The 14,719-nt window shown below is 68.3% G+C and carries 13 protein-coding genes; 8 read left to right on the top strand and 5 right to left on the bottom strand.

Annotated features, from left to right (window positions below; genetic code table 11):
- The first annotated feature begins 154 nt into the window (after positions 1-154).
- Both FBY22_RS40775 and FBY22_RS40770 read left to right on the top strand, forming a co-directional pair.
- Positions 155-2,830, top strand: coding sequence for a transglycosylase domain-containing protein (locus FBY22_RS40775; RefSeq protein WP_142153559.1), 2,676 nt, complete (start codon positions 155-157; stop codon positions 2,828-2,830).
- Positions 2,831-2,963: 133 nt separating this feature from the next.
- Complete coding sequence (locus FBY22_RS40770; RefSeq protein WP_142153557.1) at positions 2,964-4,472, top strand: glycosyltransferase family 87 protein; 1,509 nt, start codon at positions 2,964-2,966, stop codon at positions 4,470-4,472.
- Between the two features lie 82 nt (positions 4,473-4,554).
- Here the strand turns inward: FBY22_RS40770 and FBY22_RS40765 are convergent, their stop codons facing one another.
- From FBY22_RS40765 to FBY22_RS40755, 3 genes are all read right to left on the bottom strand, one after another.
- Positions 4,555-5,586: an alanine racemase gene (locus FBY22_RS40765; protein ID WP_142153555.1), complete on the bottom strand. Its 1,032-nt coding sequence runs from the start codon at positions 5,584-5,586 to the stop codon at positions 4,555-4,557.
- Between the two features lie 95 nt (positions 5,587-5,681).
- Positions 5,682-6,803 carry a peptidoglycan bridge formation glycyltransferase FemX gene (gene femX, locus FBY22_RS40760; RefSeq protein ID WP_142153553.1) on the bottom strand — a complete coding sequence of 374 codons (1,122 nt, stop codon included), beginning with the start codon at positions 6,801-6,803 and terminating at the stop codon, positions 5,682-5,684.
- A 180-nt stretch (positions 6,804-6,983) separates the two neighbouring features.
- Positions 6,984-7,301, bottom strand: a complete 318-nt coding sequence (locus FBY22_RS40755; protein WP_142153551.1) for a hypothetical protein — start codon at positions 7,299-7,301, stop codon at positions 6,984-6,986.
- 263 nt (positions 7,302-7,564) lie between these two features.
- Between FBY22_RS40755 and rpsF the strand changes: the two genes are divergently transcribed.
- The 4 genes from rpsF (at position 7,565) to rplI (ending at position 9,298) form a co-directional block, all read left to right on the top strand.
- Positions 7,565-7,855, top strand: a complete 291-nt coding sequence (gene rpsF, locus FBY22_RS40750; RefSeq protein WP_005482942.1) for a 30S ribosomal protein S6 — start codon at positions 7,565-7,567, stop codon at positions 7,853-7,855.
- Between the two features lie 75 nt (positions 7,856-7,930).
- Positions 7,931-8,515, top strand: coding sequence for a single-stranded DNA-binding protein (locus FBY22_RS40745; protein WP_142153549.1), 585 nt, complete (start codon positions 7,931-7,933; stop codon positions 8,513-8,515).
- Between the two features lie 81 nt (positions 8,516-8,596).
- A complete protein-coding gene (gene rpsR / locus FBY22_RS40740) occupies positions 8,597-8,833 on the top strand; it encodes a 30S ribosomal protein S18 (RefSeq protein ID WP_003949403.1) in 237 nt (78 codons plus the stop codon).
- Positions 8,834-8,851: 18 nt separating this feature from the next.
- Positions 8,852-9,298: a 50S ribosomal protein L9 gene (gene rplI / locus FBY22_RS40735; protein WP_142153548.1), complete on the top strand. Its 447-nt coding sequence runs from the start codon at positions 8,852-8,854 to the stop codon at positions 9,296-9,298.
- Positions 9,299-9,440: 142 nt separating this feature from the next.
- Here rplI and FBY22_RS40730 read toward each other — a convergent pair whose 3' ends face one another.
- The gene (locus tag FBY22_RS40730; RefSeq protein ID WP_142153546.1) at positions 9,441-10,778 is read right to left on the bottom strand and encodes an MATE family efflux transporter; all 1,338 of its coding nucleotides are present in this window, start codon (positions 10,776-10,778) and stop codon (positions 9,441-9,443) included.
- Between the two features lie 458 nt (positions 10,779-11,236).
- Here FBY22_RS40730 and dnaB point away from each other — a divergent pair, with 458 nt between their 5' ends.
- Positions 11,237-12,715, top strand: coding sequence for a replicative DNA helicase (gene dnaB, locus FBY22_RS40725; RefSeq protein ID WP_142153544.1), 1,479 nt, complete (start codon positions 11,237-11,239; stop codon positions 12,713-12,715).
- 65 nt (positions 12,716-12,780) lie between these two features.
- Positions 12,781-14,166: a serine hydrolase gene (locus FBY22_RS40720; protein WP_142153542.1), complete on the top strand. Its 1,386-nt coding sequence runs from the start codon at positions 12,781-12,783 to the stop codon at positions 14,164-14,166.
- 92 nt (positions 14,167-14,258) lie between these two features.
- Here the strand turns inward: FBY22_RS40720 and FBY22_RS40715 are convergent, their stop codons facing one another.
- Positions 14,259-14,711, bottom strand: coding sequence for a GNAT family N-acetyltransferase (locus FBY22_RS40715; protein WP_142153540.1), 453 nt, complete (start codon positions 14,709-14,711; stop codon positions 14,259-14,261).
- Between the last annotated feature and the right edge of the window lie 8 nt (positions 14,712-14,719).

Here is a 14,719-nt window from a genome sequence, read left to right as displayed (position 1 = left end):
ACCACCGGGAGCCGAGTGACGCATGGGGGCGTCGGCGTCCCGGGGTCGGTACGGATGAATGCGGGATCGACCACATCCGTACTTCGGGGGGACCGGAAACCAGCCGCCGTTTCCAGGCGCGCAAGGGTGCGCCTGCCCGAGGAGTAGTCGTTCGATGAGCGAGCACCGTCGCAAACCGCCGCAGCCGCAGGGAGGCGGACGTGCCGCGGCCCGACGCGGCCAGTCCGGCTCGTCCTCCGGCCGCCGCGCGGCACCGCGAGGCGCCACCGGGTCCCCGGCCGATTACGGGCTGGGACAGCAGCCGGTTGAGGAGGAGCGGCCGTACAGCGGCCGCGCCGAGGCCCGGCGTGCGGCACAGAGAAGTACGGGAAGTCGCCGCAGGGCGCCCGAGCCCGCCGGCGGAGGCCGACGCGGTGCGCCGCCCGGCGGGCCGGGGGGCCCGGGCCGGGGCAGGGGCCGCGCGGCTCCTCCCGGCAAGAAGCGGATCATCGACTATCCGCGCGCGGGCAAGTACGGGGCGGCGCGCTGGATGCCGTCCTGGAAGCTGGTGGCCGGCCTGTTCATCGGCTTCGTCGGCAGCATGGTGGCCGTCGCCGGCGTCGGCTACGCGCTCGTGAGCATTCCCGACCCGGCCAAGACCGCGACCGCGCAGAACAACGTCTTCTACTGGTCTGACAAAAGCGAGATGGTCGCCACCGGTGGTGAGACCAACCGGCAGATCGTCAACATCTCCCAGATCCCGAAGGCGATGCAGCACGCCGTCGTCTCCCAGGAGAACAAGACCTTCTACACCGACAGCGGTGTCGACCCCAAGGGCATCGCCCGCGCCGTGTTCAACATGGCCCGGGGCGGCAACACCCAGGGTGGCTCCACCATCACCCAGCAGTACGTGAAGAACGCCCGCCTGGACGACCAGTCGCAGACCATCACGCGTAAGTTCAAGGAGATCTTCATCTCCATAAAGGTGGGCGCCACGGTCTCCAAGGAGGAGATCATGGCCGGCTACCTCAACTCCGCGTACTACGGACGCAACGCCTACGGCATCCAGGCGGCCGCCCGCGCCTACTTCAACAAGGACTCCGTCGACCTGAATCCGGGCGAGTGCGCCTTCCTGGCGGCCATGCTCAAGGGCGCCACGTACTACGACCCGGCGGGCGCGACCTCCATCGACCCGGCGGCCACGCCGGACGCCAACAGCAGGCGTGCGCTGGCGCAGATGCAGGACACCCTCAACAAGATGGTCGAGTACCACTACCTGAGCCCCACGGACCGGGCCAAGTACACCAGGCTCCCCGCGGTGAAGAACCCGCGGTCCAACACCCAGCTCAGCGGCCAGATCGGCTATCTCGTCGACCTAGCCAAGGCGTACCTGGTCAACAACAAGATCATCAGCGCCGACAAGCTGCAGCAGGGCGGCTACTCGATCTACACGACCTTCGACAAGAAGAAGGTCAACCAGCTCAAGGCCGCGGTCACCAACGTCCAGAAGACCAACATCAAGCCCAAGCAGCGTCCGAAGACGGACACCCACGTCCAGTTCGGCGGTGCCTCGGTGGATCCGGCGACCGGAGCCATCCGGGCCATCTACGGCGGTGAGGACGCGACCAAGCACTTCACGGACAACGCCGACTCGACCGGTGCGCAGGTCGGATCGACCTTCAAGCCGTTCGTGCTGGCCGCGGCCATGAAGTGGGGCGTGCGCAACCCCGACGGCCCGGCGGAGCAGCCCCAGGACGAGCGCACCCAGGTCTCGCCCAAGAGCCTCTACAGCGGCAAGAACAAGCTCAAGATCAAGGAGTACAACGGCGACTTCTGGAAGGACGACAAGGGCAAGGAGTGGCTGCAGACCAACGACGGCGACGAGTCGCTGGGCAACCCACCGAACTACCGGATCGACCTCCGCGAGGCGATGCAGTTCTCGGTGAACTCCGCCTACGTTCAGCTGGGCATGGACGTCGGCCTGGACAAGGTCAAGGAGTCCGCGATGGACGCGGGCATCCTGAAGGGCAGCCTCGCCGGCACCAACTTCCCCTCGTTCTCCATCGGTATCTCCGACCCCAGCGCGATCCGCATGGCAGGCGCGTACGCCACCTTCGCCGCCAGTGGTGAACAGCGCGACCCGTACTCCGTGCAGAAGGTCACGAGCAAGGACGGCGAGGTCTTCAACCACAAGGTCGTCAGCGACCAGGCGTTCACGCCCCAGGTCGCCGACAACGTCACGGACGTCCTGAAGACCGTGGTCGACAAGGGCACGGGCACCAGCGCCCGGCTGACCGGGCGTGAGGTGGCCGGCAAGACCGGTACCACCGACGGCAACAAGTCCGCCTGGTTCGTGGGCTACACCCCGCAGCTGTCCACGGCGATCACCATGTTCCGGCTGGACGACAACGAGAAGAACAAGCAGCGCGAGTTCCTTGAGATGTACGGCACGGGCGGCCAGGAGAAGATCCACGGTGCCTCGTTCCCGGCCGAGATCTGGCACGACTACATGGAGCAGGCGCTGAAGGGTCAGCCGGCGAAGGACTTCCCGACGCCGGAGCCCATCGGTAAGATCGTCAACGACGTGCCCAGCCCGACGCCGAGTGTCACGCCGAGCCAGACGGTGACGAGTCCGACGCCGAGCCCGACGCCCAGCGAGACGCTGACCAGCCCGTCGCCCTCGCCGAGCGAGTCCTGCAAGTTCAGCTGGCAGTGCAGCACCAACGGCGGCACTGACACCGGCGGGACCGACGGAGGCGTGACCTCGACACCGACGGCCACGGACACGTCCGGGACCGGGAGCACGAGAGGGAACGGCAACGGGGGCCTCTTCGGAGGCTCGAGCGGCTAGCCGCCAAAACGCCCAGCACGGGTGTTTCACGTGAAACGCGCATATGTGTTTCACGTGAAACAAGGGCCGCCGCACCTGAGAGGGTGAGGCGGCCCTCGGCGTATTCCCAGACATGTACGGCAGGATGTGCGACATGCCCAGCGCAGAATCGACGCAAGCGAGCGTGCACGAGCCGGACACGGTGCGTCCGACCAGGGAGGACCCGGTTGCCCGGTCCGGCAGTGAGCTGATCGGTGGCCCCCTCGGCCGGCGGGCCCTGCTCGGAATGTCCTGGTGGACCCCCGTCCGGGTCGTCGCGCTGGTCGCGATCGGCATGTTCGCCCTCGGAATGATCCAGAAGGCGCCCTGCTACAACAGCGCCTGGTTCTTCGGCGCCAGTTCGCAGTACACGAAGGCCTGCTACTCGGACATTCCGCACCTCTATCAGGGGCGCGGCTTCGCCGACGGGCTCGTGCCGTACTTCGACAAGCTCTCCGGCGACATGCCGTACCTCGAATACCCGGTCCTGACCGGGGTGTTCATGGAGGTCGCCGCATGGCTCACGCCCGGCAGCGGCAGCATCCAGGACCAGGAGCAGTGGTACTGGATGGTCAACGCCGGGATGCTGATGGTGTGCGCGGCGGTCATCGCGGTCTGCGTGGCCCGTACGCAGGCCCGCCGGCCCTGGGACGGTCTGCTGGTCGCCCTGGCGCCCGCCTTCGCGCTGACCGCCACCATCAACTGGGACCTGCTGGCGGTCGCTCTGACGGCCGCGGCGATGCTGATGTGGTCCCGGGGCCGTTCCCTCGCCTTCGGCGTCCTCCTGGGCCTTGCAACGGCCGCCAAGCTGTATCCCGCGTTCCTGCTGGGCCCGCTGTTCTTGCTGTGCTGGCGGGCGGGCAAGTGGCGGGACTTCGGAACAGCGCTCGTCGGCGCGGTCGTCTCATGGCTCGTGGTGAACGGGCCGGTGATGTACTTCGCCTGGGACGGCTGGTGGCAGTTCTACAAGTTCAGCCATGACCGGGGCGTGGACTTCGGGTCCTTCTGGCTGGTCCTGGCCCAGCACTCGACCGACCCGCTGTCCACCGACACGGTCAACAACATCGCCACCTCACTGGTGGTGCTCGGCTGCGTCGGCATCGCGGTGCTCACCATGACGGCTCCCCGTCGGCCGCGCTTCGCCCAGCTCGCGTTCCTGATCGTCGCGGTGTTCATCGTCACCAACAAGGTCTACTCGCCGCAGTACGTCCTGTGGCTCGTCCCGCTGGCCGTCCTGGCCCGCCCCAAGTGGCGGGACTTCCTGATCTGGCAGGCGTGCGAGGTCGTGTACTACCTCGGGATCTGGATGTACCTCGCGTACACGACCAGCGGAGATGCCCACAAGGGCCTGCCCGAGGTCGGCTACCAGTGGGCGATCGGCGTACACCTGCTGGGGACGCTCTACCTGTGCGCCGTCGTCGTACGCGACATCCTCATGCCGGACCGGGACCCCGTGCGCAGGGCGGGTGACGACGACCCCTCAGGGGGTGTGCTGGACGGTGCCGAGGACGTCTTCGTGGTCGGTGCCGCGGCCCATCCCCCGCGGCACGCGGCCCACTTCGAGGGGCAGCAGGTCGAGTGGGGCGGCCACGGGACGGCGTCCCCGACGGACCGTTCGCTCTGAGCGAACACCTCGAAAAGTCCCACGCGAAAGGCCGTACACGAAGTGCTCGTGTACGGCCTTCCGGCTGCTGTGGGACTGTCGCTCAGCGGTCGACGATCCGGTCGAACTGCGTGGTGGTGTGCCGCAGATGGGCCACCAGCTCCTCCCCGACCTTGGGCTCGGGCGCGTCCGAGGGCACGAACAGGATGGAGACCTGCATGTGCGGCGGCTCGGCGAACCAGCGCTGCTTGCCCGCCCAGACGAACGGAGAAAGGTTCCGGTTCACCGTGGCCAGGCCGGCCCTGGCGACGCCCTTGGCACGCGGCATGACGCCGTGCAGCGCCTTGGGGGCCTCCAGGCCCACCCCGTGCGACGTACCGCCCGCCACGACCACCAGGAAGCCGTCGGAGGCCGCCTTCTGCTGGCGGTAGCCGAAGCGGTCGCCCTTGGCGACGCGCGTGACGTCCAGGACCGCCCCGCGGTACTCGGTGGCGTCGTGGTCCCCCAGCCACAGCCGGGTGCCGATCCGGGCGCGGAAGCGGGTCTGCGGGAACTGCTGCTGCAGCCGGTGCAGTTCGTCGGCCTTCAGGTGGCTGACGAACATCGTGTGCAACGGCAGCCGGGCCGCGCGCAGATGGTCCATCCAGCCGATGACCTCCTCGACGGCGTCCGAGCCGTCCGTGCGGTCCAGCGGCAGGTGGATGGCGAAGCCTTCGAGGCGCACGTTCTCTATGGCCTGGTGCAACTGCGGGAGGTCCTGGGCGCTGATGCCGTGACGCTTCATCGAGGACATCACCTCGATGACCACCCGGGCGCCCACGAGGCCGTACACGCCGTCGATGGACGACACCGAGCGGATGACCCGGTCCGGCAGCGGCACGGGCTCCTCGCCACGCCGGTACGGCGTCAGCACCAGCAGGTCCCCGCCGAAGAAGTCCTTGATGCGCGCGGCCTCGTACGTCGTGCCGACGGCGAGGACGTCCGAGCCGAGCCGCGTGGCCTCCTCCGCCAGCCGCTCGTGCCCGAAGCCGTAGCCGTTGCCCTTGCAGACCGGGACGAGGCCCGGGAACTGCTCCTGCACCTGCTTGTGGTGCGCCCGCCAGCGCGCGGTGTCGACGTAGAGCGTGAGCGCCATGGCCGGACCTGGAACCTTTCTCGTGGCTGCGGTGTAGCAGAGGTATGAGAGCTATTGAAGCGAAGGACGCGGCCTCAGCGGCGCGACACGGGGATTCAGCGGCGTGACATGTAGATGTCGAGCGCCTTGTGGAGCAGCTTGTTGAGCGGGAAGTCCCACTCGCCGAGGTACTCGGCGGCCTGGCCGCCCGTGCCCACCTTGAACTGGATCAGGCCGAAGAGGTGGTCGGTCTCGTCCAGCGAGTCGGAGATGCCGCGCAGGTCGTACACCGTCGCGCCGAGCGCGTAGGCGTCGCGCAGCATCCGCCACTGCATCGCGTTGGAGGGCCGGACCTCACGGCCGATGTTGTCGGAGGCGCCGTAGGAGTACCAGACGTGCCCGCCGACGATCAGCATCGTGGCCGCCGACAGGTTCACGCCGTTGTGCCGGGCGAAGTACAGCCGCATGCGGTTGGGGTCCTCGGTGTTGAGGGCCGTCCACATGCGCTGGAAGTACGACAGCGGGCGCGGCCGGAAGTGGTCGCGCACGGCCGTGATCTCGTACAGCCGCTGCCATTCCTCGAGGTCCTGGTAGCCGCCCTGGACGACCTCGACGCCGGCCTTCTCGGCCTTCTTGATGTTGCGGCGCCACAGCTGGTTGAAGTTCTTGTGGACCTCTTCCAGGGAGCGGTTCGCCAGCGGCACCTGGTAGACGTAGCGCGGCTGGACGTCACCGAAGCCCGCGCCGCCGTCCTCGCCCTGCTGCCAGCCCATGCGGCGCAGCTTGTCGGCCACCTCGAAGGCGCGCGGCTCGATGAAGTCGGCCTCGATGTCGCGCAGTCGCTTCACGTCGGGGTTCTGGATGCCGGCCTTGATGGACGTGGCCTCCCAGCGCCGGATGATCACCGGCGGGCCCATCTTCACCGAGAACGCGCCCTGGTGCTTGAGGTGGGCGAGCATCGGTTCCAGCCACTCGGTCAGATTCGGCGCGAACCAGTTGATGACCGGGCCCTCGGGCAGGTAGGCGAGGTAGCGCTTGATCTTCGGCAGCTGGCGGTAGAGGACGAGACCCGCGCCGACCATCTCACCGGTCCGCTCGTCGAACCAGCCCAGGCTCTCGGACCGCCACTCGGCCTTGACATCGGCCCAGGCCGGGACCTGCATGTGGCTCGCCGCCGGCAGGCTCTGGATGTACGCCAGATGCTGCTCGCGGCTGATCGTCCTCAGGGTCAGGCTCATGTCGGGGCGCTCCTCGGGCTGGTGTGTCCCCATGGGTACAGGGGCTCCGGCTCTGGGGCCGAAGCCTACTGCGCCTTGCGCGCGCCCCGGCTGGGCATACGGAACCGACGCCCCGGCTCATGGGCCGCCGGGGCGTTCCGTGGTGCTTTGTGTCGAGTGGAGGGGACGGTGTCCCAGGCGTCAGCCGCCGATGACTCCGCCGAAGAGGCCACCGTGCGCCATGCCGAGGAAGAAGCCGACGCCGGAGGCGCCGAGACCCAGGATGAGTCCGAAGCGCTCGCGTGTCGTCTCCGAGATCCACTGGCCGTACGCCCCGGTGAGGATGCCCACCAGGCCGGCCCAGGAGCTCAGCAGGTGCAGGTCGTGGAAGAAGCCCGTCACGAACGCCGTCACACCGAGCACCAGGGTGACCGCCAGCAGCGTGCCCTGGATGGGGTGGGACTTTCCGTCCGTGGCGAAGAGGCCTCCGGCGGTGTTGGGTCGCAATGCCTGTGCCATGGGGCACCTCCTGCGAAAGGCGGCGCATCGTAGCGCCATACACACCCGATGTGTACAGACTGACGGTCCCCCGGGCCGGATTTCAACCGGAAGCCGGTGTACGGGTAGTCTGTACCGTCTGCATTGGTGTCTGCCCAGCCCCGATCGGCTAAACCGCGAGGTCACCCCGATTGTCAGTGGCGGCCGATACCGTTGCGTACGCATCACAACCCTCCTGCCACGGAACGACCGTGGCCGCTGAGTCCGAAGGAGGTGGGTTCCACATGCGTCACTACGAGGTGATGGTCATCCTCGACCCCGATCTGGAGGAGCGCGCTGTCGCCCCCCTGATCGAGAACTTCCTCTCCGTCGTCCGTGAGGGCAACGGCAAGGTCGAGAAGGTCGACACCTGGGGCCGTCGTCGTCTCTCGTACGAGATCAAGAAGAAGCCCGAGGGCATCTACTCGGTCATCGACCTGCAGGCCGAGCCTGCGGTCGTCAAGGAGCTCGACCGCCAGATGAACCTGAACGAGTCGGTCCTCCGGACCAAGGTCCTCCGCCCCGAGACCCACTGAGCTTCCGCTCAGCCGATCTCGGGATTCGAGTAGCAGCACAAGCAGCCAGCAGCAAACCCGCCGAGAGGTTCCCCCATGGCAGGCGAGACCGTCATCACGGTCGTCGGCAATCTTGTCGATGACCCCGAGCTGCGCTTCACCCCTTCCGGTGCGGCGGTCGCGAAGTTCCGTGTCGCGTCCACCCCCCGCACCTTCGACCGTCAGACGAACGAGTGGAAGGACGGCGAGAGCCTCTTCCTCACCTGCTCGGTCTGGCGTCAGGCGGCGGAGAACGTCGCCGAATCGCTCCAGCGGGGCATGCGCGTCATCGTGCAGGGCCGGCTGAAGCAGCGGTCCTACGAGGACCGTGAGGGTGTCAAGCGCACGGTCTACGAGCTGGACGTCGAGGAAGTCGGCGCCAGCCTGCGCAACGCCACGGCCAAGGTCACCAAGACCGCCGGCCGCGGTGGGCAGGGCCAGGGCGGTTACAGCGGCGGTGGCGGCCAGGGTGGCGGCGGCTGGGGCGGCGGCTCCGGTGGCGGCCAGCAGGGCGGCGGCGCTCCCGCCGACGACCCGTGGGCGACCGGCGCTCCCGCCGGTGGCAACCAGGGCGGCGGCGGTGGCTGGGGTGGCAACTCCGGCGGCGGTGGCGGCGGCTACTCGGACGAGCCCCCCTTCTAGACCTTCGGGTCCGGATCTCCGGGCCTGACGGGTCGAGGGTGGGTCGTTACCCAAACTTCTTGATCACACAGGAGAAACACCATGGCGAAGCCGCCTGTGCGCAAGCCTAAGAAGAAGGTCTGCGCTTTCTGCAAGGACAAGGTCACGTACGTGGACTACAAGGACACGAACATGCTGCGGAAGTTCATTTCCGACCGCGGCAAGATCCGTGCCCGCCGCGTGACCGGCAACTGCACGCAGCACCAGCGTGACGTCGCCACGGCCGTCAAGAACAGCCGTGAGATGGCGCTGCTGCCCTACACGTCCACCGCGCGCTAAGGAAAGGGTGAGCTACGCATGAAGATCATCCTGACCCACGAGGTCTCCGGCCTCGGTGCCGCGGGCGATGTCGTCGACGTCAAGGACGGTTACGCTCGTAACTACCTGATCCCGCGGAAGTTCGCTATCCGCTGGACCAAGGGTGGCGAGAAGGACGTCGAGCAGATCCGTCGTGCTCGCAAGATCCACGAGATCCAGACCATCGAGCAGGCCAACCAGGTCAAGGGCCAGCTCGAAGCCGTCAAGGTCCGTCTGGCCGTCCGCTCCGGCGACGCCGGTCGTCTCTTCGGTTCCGTCACCCCGGCCGACATCGCTTCCGCGATCAAGGCTTCCGGTGGCCCCGAGGTCGACAAGCGCCGCATCGAGCTGACCGCTCCCATCAAGACCCTGGGCGCCCACGAGACGTCCGTGCGTCTGCACCCCGAGGTTGCCGCCAAGGTCAACATCGAGGTTGTCGCGGCCTGACGCCGCGCTCGGCTTGAGCAGCTTAGGCTGTAGAGCTGGGAAGAGGGGCCGTACCCGTGGGGTACGGCCCCTTCTGCATGGTCGTGATGTTTCACGTGAAACGGTCAGTGGGGCAGACCCTGCGATGTTTCACGTGAAACCGTCAGCGAGTCGCCCCGGTCACCAGCCAGCGTCCGGAACGGGCCCGCAGCCACAAGGTCAGCATCCGTACCGTCATCATCAGCGTCATCGCGGCCCACAGAGCGGTCAGTCCACCGCCCAGTACGGGGACGAGCAGGGCGAACGGTGCGAAGACAGCCAGCGTGACCAGCATGGCCTTCGCCAGGTACGGTCCGTCTCCCGCGCCCATCAGGACGCCGTCGAGGACGAAGACGACCCCGCAGATCGGCTGCGAGAGCGCCACGATCACCAGAGCGGGCAGCGCCATGTCCTTCACGGTGGAGTCGCTGGTGAACAGCGGCAGAAACACCGGCCTGGCCAGCACGACCAGCACTCCGAGGACGACGCCGACCGCGACGCCCCACTCCACCATGCGACGGCACGCCCGACGGGCGCCCACGGCATCGTCCGCGCCGAGATAGCGCCCGATGATCGCCTGACCGGCGATGGCGATGGAGTCGAGAGCGAAGGCGAGCAGACTCCACAGGGAGAGCGCGATCTGATGCGCCGCGATGTCGGCGTCCCCGAGCCGGGCGGCGACGGCGGTGGCGATCATCAGGATGGCCCGGAGGGAGAGCGTACGGACCAGCAGAGGTGCGCCGGCTTGAGCCGAAGCCCTGATGCCGGACGAGTCGGGCCGCAAGGAGGCTCCGTGCCTGCGGGCTCCGCGGACGACCACCGCCAGGTACACGGCCGCCATGCCGCACTGTGCGATCACCGTGCCCCAGGCGGAGCCGGCGATACCGAGGTCGGCGCCGTAGACGAGACCCGCGTTGAGGACCGCGTTGGCGACGAAGCCCGCGACGGCGACGTAGAGAGGGGTCTTCGTGTCCTGCAGTCCCCGCAGGACCCCGGTCGCGGCGAGGACGACGAGCATGGCGGGGATACCGAGGGACGAGATCCGCAGGTATGTGGTCGCATAGGGAGCCGCCGTGTGGGAGGCGCCGAAGAGGTCCACGAGGGCCGGTGCGGTGGGAAGGATGACGGCGATCACGAGGGCGCCGAGGAGGATCGCCAGCCAGATTCCGTCCATGCCTTGACGAATGGCCGCCTGGAGATCGCCGGCGCCGACGCGTCGCGCGACCGCCGCCGTGGTGGCGTAGGCGAGGAAGACGAAGACACTGACCGCGGTGGTGAGGAGGGCCGAGGCGACCCCCAGACCGGCGAGCTGGGCCGTGCCGAGGTGGCCGACGATCGCGCTGTCGACCATGACGAAGAGAGGCTCGGCGACGAGTGCGCCGAAGGCCGGGACGGCCAGGGCGACGATCTCTCGGTCGTGCTGTCGCCGGGTGCCCCTGGAGGTCGCGGGAGCCTGTGTCATGTGCACCAATGTAATCGTCCACAGGTAAGAGATGCAAAGGCTTAGTGACTATTACCCACCGCCTCTTCGTGCGCTCATTCGCGCACCGTTCGACACGATCTTGGCCCGACTGGGGAAGTTTTTCTTCTGCACAGCCGGTGGATGGTAAATGAGCAGTTCAGAAGGGTTGCGGTAGGCGAGGGGCGAGCTTGTTCACAGGGCTGTCCACCGTGTCGTGCACAGGTTTCGCGGAGTTCTCCACAGCATCCGGGCCGTCGTCCACATGGGCTGTGGATAACCAGATTGGCTGACGGTGCCCGCGGGCCTACCGTGGTCCGGCGCCCACTCCGTGCGTCGGCCGGGAAAGCAGCCCAAAACTGACGCACCACAAGCGGAGTTGGGCCTCTCATTTGTCAGTGCCGTGCCGTAGAACTAAGGGCACGGCTAGGTCCGCTCGGCGGACGGGAGGAGGTGGCTCGGTGAGCATTTCCGAGCCCTTGGACGACCCGTGGGCCGACAGCGGTCCCAGCGATCGTCTGCCCGCCTCCCGCCGACGCGGTGACGGCGGCCGCAGTCGCGGCGAACAGCACGACCACGGCCGGGACGAGAGCGGCTGGGACGGCGGGGGCACGGCCTTCGAGCGGGTGCCGCCCCAGGACCTCGACGCCGAGCAGTCCGTGCTCGGCGGCATGCTCCTGTCCAAGGACGCCATCGCCGACGTCGTCGAGATCATCAAGGGCCACGACTTCTACAAGCCCGCGCACGAGACGATCTTCCAGGCGATCCTCGACGTCTACGCCAAGGGCGAGCCCGCCGACCCCATCACGATCGCCGCCGAGCTCACCAAGCGCGGCGAGATCAACAAGGTCGGCGGCGCATCGTACCTGCACACCCTCGTCCAGACGGTGCCGACGGCGGCCAACGCCGAGTACTACGCGGAGATCGTGCACGAGCGCGCGGTCCTGCGCCGGCTCGTCGAGGCCGGTACGCGCATCACGCAGATGGGATACGCGGCCGACGACGACGTCGATGAGATCGTCAACCGCGCCCAGGCCGAGATCTACGCCGTCACCGAGCAACGCACGAGCGAGGACTATCTGCCGCTCGGCGACATCATGGAGGGCGCCCTCGACGAGATCGAGGCGATCGGTTCCCGCAGCGGCGAGATGACCGGCGTGCCCACCGGCTTCACGGACCTCGACTCACTCACCAACGGTCTGCACCCGGGCCAGATGATCGTCATCGCGGCCCGTCCCGCGATGGGAAAGTCCACGCTCGCGCTGGACTTCGCGCGCGCGGCCTCGATCAAGCACAACCTGGCCAGCGTCATCTTCTCCCTCGAAATGGGGCGCAACGAGATCGCGATGCGCCTGCTGTCGGCCGAGGCACGAGTGGCCCTGCACCACATGCGGTCCGGCACCATGACCGACGAGGACTGGACGCGCCTGGCCCGCCGGATGCCCGAGGTGTCCTCCGCGCCGCTCTACATCGACGACTCCCCGAACCTGTCGATGATGGAGATCCGCGCCAAGTGCCGGCGGCTCAAGCAGCGCAACGACATCAAGCTCGTGATCATCGACTACCTGCAGCTGATGCAGTCCGGCGGTTCCAAGCGCTCGGAGAGCCGTCAGCAGGAGGTCTCGGACATGTCCCGTAACCTCAAGCTCCTGGCCAAGGAGCTGGAGGTCCCGGTGATCGCGCTCTCGCAGCTCAACCGTGGCCCCGAGCAGCGCACCGACAAGAAGCCCATGGTCTCCGACCTGCGTGAGTCCGGCTCCATCGAGCAGGACGCCGACATGGTGATCCTGCTGCACCGCGAGGACGCCTACGAGAAGGAGTCGCCGCGCGCGGGCGAGGCCGACATCATCGTGGGCAAGCACCGAAACGGTCCCACGGCGACGATCACGGTCGCCTTCCAGGGGCACTACTCGCGGTTCGTGGACATGGCGCAGACCTGACCGGAGCATTCGGCCCGGCGCGAATGAACTCGACTACCAGGCGTCCCGCGGGATGGACTGGGGTCATGACGACACCCCAGGAAGAGCTGCTCCCCGGCACGCGCAGGGCGCTGCTGCACCGCATCGCCGTGGCCCAGGCCGAGGGACGTGCGCCGTCGCTCGTGGCGACGGTGGTGCGGGGCGGGCGGCCCGTGTGGCACGGTGCGCGGACCTCGGTGGACGGGCACGGGCCGGACGAGGACGTGCAGTACCGCATCGGCTCGATCACCAAGACCTTCACCGCCGTACTGGTGCTGCGCCTGCGTGACGAGGGGCTCCTCGACCTCGGTGATCCGCTGGAGAAGCATCTGCCCGGCACCGGCGTGGGGGAGGCGACCGTCGCCGATCTCCTGGCCCACACGGGCGGGCTGGCCGCCGAGTCGCCCGGGCCCTGGTGGGAGCGCACGCCGGGATCCCTGCGGCCGGAACTCGCCGACGTGCTGGGTGAAGGCCCGCTGCCACATCCGGTGGGCCGTCGCTTCCACTACTCCAACCCCGGCTACACCCTGCTGGGGGCACTCGTCGAGAAGCTGCGCGGCACACCTTGGGAAGAGGCGCTCCGGCACGAGGTTCTGGAACCTCTGGGCCTGGACCGTACGACCGTCCACCCTCGGGCGCCCCACGCGGGCGGCTGGGCGGTGCACCCCTGGGCCGACGTCATGTTGCCCGAGCCCAGCGAGGACCTGGGGCGCATGGCAGCGGCCGGCCAACTCTGGTCCACCACAGGTGACTTGGCGAAGTTCGCGGTGTTCCTGACGCAGGGGGACGACCGGGTGCTGAGCGCCGGGAGCGTGCGCGAGATGCGGACGCCCGCGGCACCGTCGGAGGCCGCGGACGTCATGGACGGGACGTCGTACGGCCTCGGGATGCAGATCCAGCGGCGCCACGGCCGGCTGCTCGTGGGGCACTCCGGTTCGCTGCCGGGCTTCCTGGCGAATCTCACCATCGGCGTCGAGGACGACGTCGCGGCCGTCGTGCTGGCCAACTGCACCTCCGGTCCGCTGCTGTCCACCGTGGGCGCCGATCTCGTGCGTATCGTCGCCGACGCGGAACCGCGCATCCCCGAGCCGTGGCGGCCGATGCGCGAAGTCGACCCGGACGTACTGGAGTTGGCCGGCCAGTGGTACTGGGGTACGTACGGCTTCGCCCTGCGGCTCACGGCCGACGGGCTCGTCTCGCTGGAGCCACTGTCCGGCGCTGGCCGCCGCTCGCGCTTCCGGGCGAACGGCGACGGCACCTGGACCGGACTGGAGGGCTACTACGCCGGAGAGCCCCTGACGGCCGTACGGCGGCCGGACGGGACCGTGAGCCACCTGGACCTCGGCTCCTTCGTGTTCACCCGTCAGCCGTACGACGAGGAGGCTTCCGTGCCGGGTGGAGTGGACCCGGATGGATGGCGAGGGATCGGATAGGGCGTCCGCGCGGCGCCGTGCCCTGTTTCACGTGAAACAGGGCCTTCTCCCGACGCATCCCGTCCCGTCGCCTCCCGGCCCGACAAGGTGCTTCACAGGGGGAGCTTGAAACCCACGTGTGAGGCCGTGAACCCGAGCCGCTCGTAGAAGCGGTGAGCGTCGGTGCGGGTGTTGTCGGAGGTCAGCTGCACCAACTGGCAGCCCTCCCGACGGGATGCGTCGATCGCCCACTCGATGAGCTGCGTGCCCAGCCCGCTGCCCCGCTCGTCCGTGTGGACGCGAACGGCTTCGATGATCGACCGCGTGGCGCCGCGCCGGGAGAGCCCGGGGACGATCGTGAGCTGAAGCGTGCCGACGACACGGTGCTCGCGTACAGCGACGACCAGATGCTGGTTCGGATCGGACGTCAGCCGTTCCAGCGCGACGAGGTAGGGAGCCAGATCGTCCGGTGACTCGCGTTGGGCACCGAGCGGGTCGTCCGCGAGCATCGCGACGATCTCGGGGACGTCGTCGACCGTGGCGGGCCGTATCTCAAGATCTCCCATGGCAGGCA

It is taken from the genome of Streptomyces sp. SLBN-31, from assembly GCF_006715395.1.
Taxonomy (GTDB): Bacteria; Actinomycetota; Actinomycetes; order Streptomycetales; family Streptomycetaceae; genus Streptomyces.
Note: the sequence above shows the minus strand (reverse complement) of the source record. Positions and strands in the feature narration are given on the sequence as shown.